This is a genomic window from Aquabacterium sp. (assembly GCF_041909175.1).
Lineage (GTDB): Bacteria > Pseudomonadota > Gammaproteobacteria > Burkholderiales > Burkholderiaceae_C > Aquabacterium.
Map to the genome: position 1 here is coordinate 1 of NZ_JAYRDZ010000008.1, position 11,704 is coordinate 11,704.

10 protein-coding genes and 1 pseudogene are annotated in these 11,704 nt (G+C 61.8%); 2 read left to right on the forward strand and 9 right to left on the reverse strand.

The genetic code is table 11. From position 1 onward, the window contains the following. Positions 1-1,068, forward strand: a pseudogene (locus ACE3PH_RS12300) (xylulose 5-phosphate 3-epimerase); the annotation flags it as partial. Between the two features lie 1,578 nt (positions 1,069-2,646). On the opposite strand, the gene gshA reads toward ACE3PH_RS12300, so the two are convergent. The 3 genes from gshA to ACE3PH_RS12315 form a co-directional block, all read right to left on the reverse strand. Beyond that, positions 2,647-4,176 carry a glutamate--cysteine ligase gene (gene gshA / locus ACE3PH_RS12305; protein ID WP_374319371.1) on the reverse strand — a complete coding sequence of 510 codons (1,530 nt, stop codon included), beginning with the start codon at positions 4,174-4,176 and terminating at the stop codon, positions 2,647-2,649. Positions 4,177-4,306: 130 nt separating this feature from the next. Further along, a complete protein-coding gene (locus ACE3PH_RS12310) occupies positions 4,307-4,918 on the reverse strand; it encodes an RBBP9/YdeN family alpha/beta hydrolase (protein WP_374319373.1) in 612 nt (203 codons plus the stop codon). 24 nt (positions 4,919-4,942) lie between these two features. Continuing rightward, the gene (locus ACE3PH_RS12315; RefSeq protein WP_374319375.1) at positions 4,943-5,161 is read right to left on the reverse strand and encodes a molybdopterin-binding protein; all 219 of its coding nucleotides are present in this window, start codon (positions 5,159-5,161) and stop codon (positions 4,943-4,945) included. A gap of 131 nt (positions 5,162-5,292) precedes the next feature. Here ACE3PH_RS12315 and ACE3PH_RS12320 point away from each other — a divergent pair, with 131 nt between their 5' ends. Further along, entirely contained in the window at positions 5,293-6,573 is a 1,281-nt protein-coding gene (locus tag ACE3PH_RS12320; RefSeq protein ID WP_374319377.1) for a sigma-54 interaction domain-containing protein, read from the forward strand. A gap of 122 nt (positions 6,574-6,695) precedes the next feature. On the opposite strand, the gene ACE3PH_RS12325 is transcribed toward ACE3PH_RS12320, so the two are convergent. The 6 genes from ACE3PH_RS12325 to ACE3PH_RS12350 form a co-directional block, all read right to left on the reverse strand. Next, positions 6,696-7,736: a sulfate ABC transporter substrate-binding protein gene (locus tag ACE3PH_RS12325; RefSeq protein WP_374319379.1), complete on the reverse strand. Its 1,041-nt coding sequence runs from the start codon at positions 7,734-7,736 to the stop codon at positions 6,696-6,698. Positions 7,737-7,831: 95 nt separating this feature from the next. Beyond that, positions 7,832-8,590: a cytochrome b/b6 domain-containing protein gene (locus tag ACE3PH_RS12330; RefSeq protein WP_374319381.1), complete on the reverse strand. Its 759-nt coding sequence runs from the start codon at positions 8,588-8,590 to the stop codon at positions 7,832-7,834. Positions 8,591-8,602: 12 nt separating this feature from the next. Next, positions 8,603-9,097 (reverse strand): rhodanese-like domain-containing protein, encoded by a 495-nt coding sequence (locus ACE3PH_RS12335; protein WP_374319383.1) that lies wholly within the window; start codon positions 9,095-9,097, stop codon positions 8,603-8,605. Between the two features lie 43 nt (positions 9,098-9,140). Further along, positions 9,141-9,950, reverse strand: a complete 810-nt coding sequence (locus tag ACE3PH_RS12340; RefSeq protein ID WP_374319385.1) for an ABC transporter ATP-binding protein — start codon at positions 9,948-9,950, stop codon at positions 9,141-9,143. Positions 9,951-9,985: 35 nt separating this feature from the next. Further along, complete coding sequence (locus tag ACE3PH_RS12345; protein ID WP_374319387.1) at positions 9,986-10,783, reverse strand: ABC transporter permease; 798 nt, start codon at positions 10,781-10,783, stop codon at positions 9,986-9,988. A 23-nt stretch (positions 10,784-10,806) separates the two neighbouring features. After that, the gene (locus ACE3PH_RS12350; RefSeq protein ID WP_374319389.1) at positions 10,807-11,676 is read right to left on the reverse strand and encodes an ABC transporter permease; all 870 of its coding nucleotides are present in this window, start codon (positions 11,674-11,676) and stop codon (positions 10,807-10,809) included. Positions 11,677-11,704 lie beyond the last annotated feature (28 nt).

Genomic DNA, 11,704 nt, shown 5'->3' on the forward strand with positions numbered 1-11,704 from the left:
GCGGTGAACGCACTGACCGGCGATGTGTCCGCCGCCCAGCGTGGACGCTACGACCGCAGCGAGGCGGGCCTGTCGCGTTTGATCGGGGACTTCTACTCCTATGCCATCGATAAGCAGGGGCGACCCGCGGTACCGCTGGGTAGCCATGCCGGGCCGAACACGGCCGGCGCGATCTCCGAAGGCGGCTATCTGGGGTTCGCCGGGCTGCAGTATGTGCACACGCCGTTGCCGGGAGAAAGCCTGGTGGCATTCCTCAGTGATGGCGCTTTCGAGGAACAACGTGGCTCGGACTGGGCGCCGCGCTGGTGGCGCGCCGAGGACTGCGGCTTCGCCATCCCGGTCATGATTCTCAACGGACGGCGCATCGAGCAGCGCACCCAGATCGTGCAGGAAGGTGGCGCTGCCTGGCTGGCCGAAGACCTGCGCCACAACGGCTTCGATCCCGTCATCGTCGATGGACGCGATCCAGTGGCGATCGCATGGGCCATTGTTGAAGCCGAAGACACGCTGAGCGCCTTCGCTGCACGCTCGGATCGGCGCTATCCGGTCAAGCTGCCTTACGTGATCGCCGAGACGGAGAAAGGTTTTGGCTTCCCGGGCGCGGCGACCAATGCCGCCCACAACCTGCCGCTGAACGGCAATCCGCGCGAGGATGCGCAGGCACGCGAGGCCTTCAACGCAGGGGCTGCGGCGCTGTTCGTGCCTGAGAGCGAACTGGCAAACGCGTTCACCGTCCTGGCGAATCACGGCCAGAGCCAGCGCTCGCGCGAAAGCGAGCACCCCATGGCCCGACGCCATCCAGCGAGCCCTCATCTGCCGATGCCGGCCTGGGTGCCAACCGAGGTGTCGGGCAGCGCCATGTCCGCACTGGACCGTTGGTTCGTGGAGCTAGTGCAGGCAAATCCACAGTTGCGCATCCGGATCGGCAATCCCGATGAACTGGCCAGCAACAAGATGGGTGCCACGCTGGCGCTGCTCAGGCACCGCGTCAACGTGCCCGAACCCGGCGCCCCGGAATCGACGGATGGCTCGGTGGTCACCGCACTCAATGAAGAAGCCGTTGCGTCCGTGAATCAACGCGTAGCCAGTTGATGGAAGGCATCCGAGAGTTCGGGTCTGTGCCTCGAGCGCTCGGTTGAGTTCCTCCTCCAAAGCCGAGGTGTCAATCGATTGGTCCGGTGATTTGAGCGTCAACCTGTATGTGCCGAGCGTGTCACGCGTCATCTGCACATCAACTTGGCCTTGGGGTTGAAGTGTGTCGCAGCGACCGTTGAACGTGAACGTCAAAGCGGGTGAGTTGAGGGCCTCGATTTTGCGGTCACCGTTACCGAGGATCAGCAGATTTGATGTTGGCAGTGGACTCTCTTGGGCGTTCATGGCAGTCCGAACTATGGCACGGTCTTCTGAAGCTGAATCTCTGTCGTCAGGAATGTGTGTGGCACTAGCGTATGTGGATCGCTCCACGGCCTGAGCAAGCAGATCTCCGTCAGTTAGCTCATGTACGCAAGGTCTGTAAGTCATTTCATGGCAGAACTTGTCAATAGATGGCCTAGTCTGTGCCTGTGGCGAGATTTTGATCTACAAACTTGCAGAAAAAAATCATAAAAATCAGTGGCTTAGATTGATCTGTGAGTTCTGTCAGAAATTGGTTGTCGAGATGCAAGTTCTGCCAAGTAATGCTTTATCGACACCCCAACGCAGCCTGTAGGAATGTGAAGTTTCGCCAAGTAATGCTTTACTTGCAGCTAGCAATTGGCTTACTTCACAGCGGATTCGCTCAGGGCTTTTTTTCTTGTCGGTGGGAACAATGTGGGAAATCTTGGCGTGATCGGTGCTGCTGCGCCGGAGTCATCTGATGAGTTTGTCTCTCGTTGACCGGCCAAGTTTGGGTGCTGGCTTGTGCATAGCTCGGAGAGTCGTTGGCTCTCCCGCCCGATGTATTTGTCGTGAGTGCTTTCTTGCTAGCAGGATTGCTGTCAATCACTTGAAGCACGGTATTGCTGTGCGTGAGCGGCTACTTCGCAGCAGCCTAGGAGGATCGCGAGATATTCGTTTTGCGGCCTGAGCCGCCCAGCGGGCCGGATGGAAGGTTGCGTCGGGCTTCGAACTCCTTACCTGAGCGCTTGTTGGCGGTGACCCACCCACGTGTATCGCGACCAAGGCGAGCAGGGTCCTTTTCCGCACGACCTGCGTCGCTGTGAGCGTGCTTCTGCGCTAGCGGGTCGGGACGCTTGTACGGTTTTGACATGTAAGGCTCCTGAAGGCCGCCGAGACTTGGCACTGTCGCATTATCGAGGCTAAAACGAGGCGTCGTGTGGCGTATGGAGGCTCCCTGCACGACGAGGGTTCTAGACGTCCAACCGACATTGTGCGCCCAGCCAGTGCGGCCGAGAACCGTTCCCGGCCATCAGCAGGCGGATGCCCCGCACCCAAAAGCCCCGGCTGAGGCGAGACCCTGGCGGACAGCTTTGCGGTGACAAGTCTGGGCGTCTAGTCGGCTCGAATCGGCCAGAAACGGTCGCTCTCGGCCGACAGCTCTCGAGTACCATGGCCTTGTCCAGTGACGCTGCAGAATAGAGCTCGTTACTCGACTTGACGCAGAGGCGCAATTCTCGTGACTAAGGTAGGGCGTAACGACCCTTGCCCTCACACCACCAGCCGCTGGGCCGACACGTAGTGCTGCCGGAATGTTTCAAACGGCTCGGTGTCTGCCGCTTCGATGGCTTGCTGCTCGGCCAGTGACATCTGGGCCTCACGCTCGAAGCAGGCACGTGCTTCGGTAGCCAAGGGCATGGCCATGATCTGCTGCCGGTTGGCTTGCGACCGCATCTGTCCGAAGCCGATGTGACCCGTGGTGGACTGGTCTTGTTCGAATGCAGCCAGCACGCGGGCGGACGGCAGGCTGTCAGGGTGGCGCAGGCCTTCGCGCGCGGCGGCAATGGCTTCCATGTGGGCGCTCCCGCCCAGCACGCTGTCCAACCGCTCGGCGATGAGCGCGCAGTCACGCAGGATGTCCATGGCCCAGTCCATCAACACGACCTCTGAGCCTTGACGCTGCAGCGTCAGCCCCGGTTCACGGCCACGTGTGGCCACGCGCTGCTGGTTGAGGGCCAGTTCGGCAATCTCCTGGGGCGTATCTGGCGCGCTTTCAGACAACAGGCAGTGCAGCAGGAAGGTGTCGATCAGGCGGGCCGTCTGGCTGTCGATGCCCGTTGCCAGGAAGGGGTTGAGATCCATGCAGCGCACCTCGACGTATTCCACTCCGCGTGCCCGCAAGGCATGCAGCGGCCGCTCACCGGTCTGGATCACCCGCTTGGGGCGGATGCTGCTGTAGAACTCGTTTTCGATCTGGAGCAGGGAGGTCGAGAGCTGCCGATAGGCGCCATCTGGCCCCCGGATGCCGATGTCTTCGTAGGGTGGGTACGAACGCGTGAGCGCGTCATGCAGCGAGGCGGCATAGCCTTCCAGGCTGTTGTAGCTGACAGCCAGTGAGCTTTGCGCGTCACTCTGGTAGCCCAGGCGGCCCATGCGCAAGGATGTGGCGTGGGGCAGGTACAAGGTGCGCGAGCCCCACGCCTGTAGCGCATGAAGCTGGCGTGCCGCATCGGACACGAAGTCCGTGGCCACGGCAGGTGACGCCCCGAACAGCACCAGCAGCAGGAAGGACTGTCGGCGGAAGTTGCGGATCAGCGCGAAGTACTGTTCATTGCTGAGCCCGGGCAAGGACCAGTTGTAGTGGATGCCCGAGATGGTCTGCATGCGCCGGCCGTAGCGGTGCGACAGCCCCATGCGGTAGATGCGCTTGGCCTGGCCAATGTGCGAGCGGCCGTAGTCCCCCACAGGGATGTCCTCGTCAGCCGGCAAGGTGCCGGGCATGCTGCAGGCCCACAGCATGTCCTGATCAATGGCTTGGTAGACAAACTGATGGATCTGTTGCAGCTCACTCAGGCAGGCGTCCACATCGCGATGGACCCCGGTGACCAGTTCGACCTGAGACTCGCTGAAATCCGTGGTGATGTGCGGGTTGGTGAGGGCCGACCCCAGTCCGGCCGGATGGGGGGTATGCGCCAGGTCACCTGCCAGCGTGGTCCGCAGACTTTCTTTTTCAATTCCTCGGCTGATGCCCTTGATCTGTTCGACCGTCAGGGCATCCAGGCGTTTGCTCAGGCTGCTCACCCCGGCACTCCTCAATCCATATCGAGGCGCAAAGGTAGCAGAGTTGAACAAACCTTGCAGGCGGCAGGGCACATCCTGACTGGCTGCCCGCGCTTTGATTGAGCCAGGTCATGTGTTCACGGCGCGGCGGTCACACTGCGAAGTTCAGTTCCAGCGGGTGGGCGCGGTCAATGCGATGGGTGCGCTGCTGGTCTCGGATCATCTGATCGACTTTGTAGCGCGCCAGTGGCCAGGGACCAAAGCCGGACTCGGTGTTGATGTGACCCACCGCGCCCAGATTCTGAAAGCGCGAGCCCCAGCGCTGTGCCCACTCGCGAGCCCGATGCAGGGGCATCCAGGGGTCATCCTCGCTGCCGATCAAGGTGGTGGGCAGGCCCAGGCCGCCTTGTGGCAGGGCGTGGTCGACTTTGAACTTGATGGGGTCGGCTGGCGCGACCAGCAGGGCAGACACGATGCGGTGCGCCTGGCCTGTGTGCTGATGGCGGCCAATGTGGCGAGCCAGGGCCAGTACGCCAAAGCTGTGGGCCACGGCAATCCAGCGGGTGCCGGGCCGCCCCCGGGCGATGGTGTCACCAATGCGGTCAGCCCAGGCTTCAAGCTCTGGATGATGCCAGTCGGCCTGTTGGACCCGCTTTGCACCACGGTATTGCGTTTGCAGCCATGACTGCCAGTGGCTGGGTTCGCTGTTGCGCAGGCCGGGAATGATGAGAACACGGAGTTCCTGATGGGGTTGCATGATCATGATGGGACCTTGCTGGAGAGGCACTCAGAGTGCGGCGATGGACACCTCGGTGGACTTGATGAGGGCGATCACCTCTTTGCCCGGCACCAGACCCAGATCCTTGACGGACCGGGTGGTGATCACGGATGTGACGATGAGTCCGGACGGGGTCTCGACGTCGACCTCGGATACCACCGGGCCTTCGATGATTTCCTTGACGTGGCCACGCAATTGGTTGCGGACGTTGATGGCGGTGATGCCCATGCTCGACCTCCAGTAAGTGGGTACCGAATGGCATTCAGCTTAGGGGGCACCACGGCGCAGGGCAAGGAACCATTCCAGTGATGCATAGCTGATCGGCGCATACCGTCGAACACGCATAAGCTGCTTTGAAAATGTCCCTTCAACTGGGCGGGTGTTGGGTTTACGGTGGCTGCTGTCTGATCCGCAGCATGGTGCTGTCGGGTCTCCAACAAGAACACGACATGAGCGGCGAAAGAGTACTGACCTTGCCGGAGTCCCCTTCGGCTCCGGTGTCCATTCGGGCAAAGGCCCTGGTCTTCCACGACCCAGGATCCCAATCACTGCTGGCCGATGTAGAGCGCATCGCGCGCAGCGAAGCAACGGTGCTCATCATGGGTGAAACCGGCACGGGCAAGGAGTTGATTGCGCGCCACATTCACCATGTGAGTGGCCGCAAGGGCCCCTTCGTGGCGGTCAATTGCGGAGCCTTCAGTGAAAGTCTGATCGATGCCGAGTTGTTCGGGCATGAGTCGGGCGCCTTCACGGGGGCATCGCAGGCCCGTGCCGGTTGGTTCGAGGCGGCCAATGGCGGCACTTTGTTCCTGGACGAAATCGGTGATCTGCCCATGGCCTTGCAGGTCAAGCTGCTGCGTGTTTTGCAGGAGCGCCAGGTCGTTCGGCTCGGGTCGCGTCGAGGCATCCCGCTGGACGTGCGACTGGTGGCGGCCACCAACATCGATCTGGCCAAGGCTGTTGAGGCACAGCATTTCCGGGCGGACTTGTACTATCGACTGAGCGTTGCCAGTGTTCGTTTGCCACCACTGCGAGAGCGGCCGGCTGACATCGTGCCGTTGGCACGGCACTTCATCACGGTCTATCGGGGGCGCTTGTCCCAGCCGGATGCCGATTTGTCGCCGGAGGCCCAGCAGGCCCTGCTGGGCTACAGCTGGCCGGGCAATATCCGCGAGCTGGAGAATGTCATCCACTTCGCACTGATTGTCTGCCGTGATGGGGTCATCCAGACAGACGACATCAAGTTGGTGCCCTTGTCCAGCCAAGGCGCCAGCGCGTCCTTGGGGCTGGTGGCCGGCGGGCTGGGCGCAGCCACGCTCGCCGCCACTCCAGCCCAGGTGAGCCAGGTGCCACCTCTGGCGTCTGTAGCGAGTACCCCTCATGGACAGGAGGACACGCCCCTGGACAGGCTGGTGCAGGCCTGGGTGGCCATGCTGGACGAGGCGCAGCCTGATCTGTTCGATCGGGTGGAGTCTGCACTGGTGCACGCGGCTTATGCCCATGCACATGAGAACCAGGTGCGTACGGCCAGGCTGATGGGGCTCACCCGCAACATGCTCAGGACCCTGCTCAAGCGCCATGGTCTGTTGGGTGGGGCCAGCGAGGTGGTTGCCGAGGATGACGTGATCCGGGCGGCCTGACAGCGCGGGAAGGGGCATGTGCCCCTCCATAAAAAACGGCATGGACCATCAGGCCCATGCCGCTGAAATGTGTCCCGGAGCTGCCTGTCCAGCGCCCTGAGACACCCCCACTCTGCAATGGCTTATTTCTTGGTGTAGATCTGGTCGAAGACACCCCCGTCAGCAAAGTGGGTCTTCTGTGCCTTGGTCCAGCCACCAAATACCTTGTCAATGGTGAACAAGTCGATCTTGGGGAACTGCTTGGCGTACTTGGCTGCAGCCTTGGGATCTGTCGGGCGGTAGTAGTACTTGCCGATGATGTCCTGGGCTTCAGGTGTGTACAGGTACTGCAGGTAAGCCGTGGCCACCTCACGGGTGCCCTTCTTGTCGACCACCTTGTCGACCAGCGCCACAGGGGGCTCGGCCAGGATGCTGGTGGACGGGTAGACCACATCAAACTTGTCGTTGCCAAACTCCTGCTTCACGAGACCCACTTCGTTTTCCCATGACAGCAGCACGTCGCCCAGACCGCGCTCTGCAAAGGACACCGTGGCACCACGGGCACCGGAGTCGAGGACGGGCACGTGCTCATAGAGCTTCTTGATGAAGTCACGCGCCTTGGCATCGTCGCCATTGAACTTCTTCAGCGCGTAGCCATAGGCGGCCAGGTAGGCCCAGCGTGCGCCGCCCGATGTCTTGGGGTTGGCCGTGATCACCGAGTTGCCAGGTTTGACGACGTCATCCCAGGTCTTGATGTTCTTGGGGTTGCCCTTGCGGACGATGAACACGATGGTCGAGCTGTAAGGCGTGCTGTTGAACTTGAACTTCTTTTGCCAGTCTGTAGCCAGCAGGCCCTTTTCAGCGATGGCGTCGATGTCATAGGCCAGAGCCAGGGTGACGACATCGGCGTCCAGGCCGTCGATCACCGATCGTGCCTGCTTGCCAGATCCGCCGTGGGAGTTCTTGATGACCACATCGTCGCCGGTCTTGGTCTTCCAGTACTTGGAGAACGAGGTATTGATGGCCTGATAGAGCTCGCGTGTGGGGTCGTAGGACACGTTGAGCAGGGTGATGTCCTTGGCCTGGGCCAAGGTCGGGATGACGGCACCGGCACCAGCGATGACCGACAGGGTGGCCAATGCAATCGTGTTGAAAGTGCGGCGTGTGGAGCGCTTGAAAGACATGAGGACCAATCCTTTTGTTGATGAAGTGACTTGATCCTAGAAGTCAGCCTTCATGTGTAGAACGAATAAAAACGCAGTTGTTTATGCGAACGTTGTCACCACCCCGGTGTGGCCTGACTGGCGGTCGTCGAGGCTGTTGCGTGTTCCGGTTGGGGGGGCTGGTCGGTGTTGTCGTGTGCGGTGCTCCACCATGCGAGCCCGCCGGGCATGAGGGCTGCGACGAGCCCGATGAGTCCGGCCGACACCAGGGCTGCCAAGCTGTAGCGGCGAGGCTCTGTGGTCTCCTTGGGAACCAGCTTCTTGCCGGTGACCATGGGCGACACCAGGTTGTCTTTTTTCACGTGCAGGTGAAATGCGATGGCTGCCAGATGGAGCGCGAGCAAGCCATACAGCACCTTCACCAGCAGGTGGTGGACCCCGGTGAGCCGGTGCGAGGTGGCCTCGCTGACCAGGGATGCCAGAGGCCCCTGGAAGGCGATGTCGTCATTGCCGACCAGACCTGTTGCCACCTGCACCAACAGCAAGGTGAGCAGCGCGAGGACCGACAGCGCACCCAATGGGTTGTGGCCCACGCCTGTCCAGCGGCCTTTCAGGTAGGCGAGCAGGCGCCGGGGGCCTGGCACGAACTGCCTGAAGCGAGCATGGCTGGAGCCGAAGAAACCCCATGCCAGTCTGAATGCGAGAAGGCCTGCGATGAGCTCGCCTGCGATGGCGTGCACGGGCATCCAGCTGCCGCCGAGCAGACCGGTGGCGATGGCGGTCGAGACACTGAGCACGAGCGACCAGTGGAAGACCCGCAAGGGCCAGTCCCACAGCTCGATCAGTTTGCCTGCGCTGGCTTCCGGCTTGGCCATGCTCACTCCTGCTTACTTCGATGCGGCGGCAGCAGCTGCGGCGACCTTGGGGGCCACCTTGACAATGGTGCCACCCGCTTCGGCGTAGTCGACACTGCCAATGGCACCTGCCACCTTGTAGCCCTTGCTGGACAACAGGTCGCCAGCAGCGCCGGCACGGTGAGCACGGTTGGACACGGTCAGGATCAGGCGGTCTTTGGGGATGTAGTCGAGCACGTCTGGCAGGTCGTCGATCTGCACGTTCAGGTAGACGGGGAAGCTGCCATATTTGCTGAGCTCGTCCGGACGGCGGACATCAATGACAAGCAGCTTGCGTGGGTTGCCGAGCAGCTTGTCTACCTCCTGCCGATTGAGGTTCTTGGTCTTGTAGGTCCAGGGCTGGGCGGCGGCTGCATTGGTGCTTGCACTGCCGGATGAGCCGGTGTCGGCGGCCTGCTGTGCGAACGCGCTGGTGCCAGCCAGTCCGACAGTCAGGGCGAGGATGATGGCGGGAAGGGTCTTGTTCATGATGTCGTCTCTGTTGGTCTGATGAAAAGGTGCGGTGGGTGTGTCACGCGGCCAGCGGGTCGGCGCGCTCTTGGCGCTCGGCTACCGTGGCGTGGTTGATTTCGTGGACGAATTCGCCCAGGACGTCATCCTTGATGGCGGTGAAATCTGCGCTGGCGCGGTCGCGCGGCCGAGCCAGCGGGACATCGACAATGCGCTTGATGCGGCCGGGGCGCGGCTCCATGATCACGATGCGGTCGCCCAGGTAGACCGCCTCCTCCACATCGTGGGTGACCAGGATGGCCGTGATGCCTTCTGCCTGCCAGATGCGTTGCAACTCCTGCTGGAGTCGGGTGCGGGTCAGGGCATCCAGCGCACCGAATGGTTCGTCGAGCAGCAGCACTTCCGGACGGTTGACCAGTGCGCGGGCGATGGCGGCCCGCTGCGACATGCCGCCGGAGAGCTGGTAGGGATAGGCCTTTTCGAAGCCCTTGAGTCCGACCAGCGCGATGTGCTCCTGGACGTTGCGGTCCTTTTCGGATTGACTGCCGGGTGCGTTCAGCAAACCCAGGCCCACGTTCTGTTCCACGGTCAGCCATGGAAAGAGGCGGTGGTCCTGAAAGACGATGCCGCGATCAAGGCTGGTGCCCCGAATGGGTTGATTGTCCAGCAGCAACTGGCCGTCGAAACCGCCTTCCAGCCCGATGAGCAGGCGCAGCAAGGTGGATTTGCCGCAGCCGCTGGAGCCCACGATGCTGACGAACTCGCCGGGCTGGATGGAAAGGTTGATGTCCTTGAGAACCTGCAGTGTCTTGCCTTTGACTTGGTAATGCTTGTTCAGGCTGGTGATGTCGATGGTGCCGGCGTGGGCCATGGCGTGCTCCTGTGAAGAGGTGAGGCGGGTGTCGGTCAGATGTTGGCTGGGCGCCAGCGAAGGAAACGTCGCTCGGCTGCATCTGCGATCCGGGTGAGTACGAAACCGATCAGGCCGATGGCGAAGAGGCCGAAGATGATCAGTTCGACGTTGAAGGTGGCGCGGCCTTTGAAGACGATGTTGCCGATGCCGTGACCGTCGTTGACCAGCAGAAATTCGGCGCCGATGGTGGCCAGCCAGGCATACACCAGACCGAGCTTGAGTCCGGACAGGATCTGCGGCGAGGCGGCCGGCAGAATCAGCCGCGTGAGGAACTGGCGCGCTGTGAAGCCATACACCTGCGCCACCTCTGCTTGGGCTTTGCTCACGCCTTGAACCCCTTCGAGGGTGGCAAGGGCAACCGGGTAGAAGGCTGAAAAGCCAATGAAGATGACCTTGGACAAGTCACCTGTTCCCAGCACAGCCGACAGCAAAGGCAGCCACGCGAACAGCGATATCTGCCGCAGTGTGTGGAAGGTGGGCCCGAACAGCTTGTCTGCGAAGCGCGAGACACCCAGCAGCACACCGGCGGCCACACCAGCCAGTGCGCCAGCCGTGAAGCCGGAGAGGTCACGCCAGAGGCTCAGGCCCACGCCGCTGTAAAAATCGACTTGGCCCAGTTCGGTGAACGCTGCACTCAGTACCCGCTGAGGTGGCACGATCAGTTTCGTATTCACCCAGTGCCACTGCGTAGCCGCTGCCCAGAGCAGGATGATGGCCAGAGGCAGGACAAAGGCCCGCCAGTCGATGTGGCCTGGTTGCTGGGCCGTTGTTTGATCGGAGATATTGCTCATGATGGATGGCCTTGGTGCTGCATTCAGAAGGCTGGACGGCGCCAGCGCTGCACGCGGAGTTCGATGCCACGCAGTGCCAGTTCGATGACGATGCCCAGTGCGCCAATGGTCAGCATCGACACGATGACCATGTCGATCTGTGACAGCGAGCGGCTGTAGGCCATGAAGAAGCCCAACCCTTCGCTGGACGACAGCAACTCAACAAAAATGACCGTCAGCCAGGCCTGCATGACGCCTTGCCGTAGTGCGGTGAAGAGGCTCGGGGCAGCCGCCGGCAGGACGATGCGCAGCACCCTCTGGGTCAGCGAGAACCGGTAGACCCTGCCCACTTCGATCAGCGCACGGGGAATGTTGGCAATGCCGTCAAGGATGGTCAGGGTGACCGGCACCACCACCGCAATCGAGATGGCCGAGAGCTTCAGGGCCTCGTCAATGCCGACGAAGATGATCAGCAGGGGAATCCAGCCCAGCACGGGAACTTGAGCGAGCGCCTTGAAGGTGGGAAAGACATAAGCCTTGAAGGTGGGTGAGAGGCCCATGGCCAGCCCCAACAGCACGCCGCTGCTGCCACCGATCAGCAGGCTCAGTGCGGCGCGGCGCAGACTGTGACCGACATGTTCGATTAACTCGCCTGAATCGAGCACATCGCGGAAGGATTGCCAGACGAAGGCTGGCGACGGCAGGATCTGCTCGGCGATCCACTGGCGCTCGGCCGTCAGCCACCACAGCCCGAACAGCAGCAGCGGGCAGACCAGGCCGATCAGCGCATGGCTCACCAAAGGCCGGAGCGCGGTGAAACTGCGGGCAGCCAGTTGCGACAGCTGGCTTCCGGATGGATTGGCTTCGGCCTGGACAGGTTTGAATACGTAGATGTCGTTGGACGACGCGCTCATGATGCGCACTCCTCAAAAGAGATGGAGG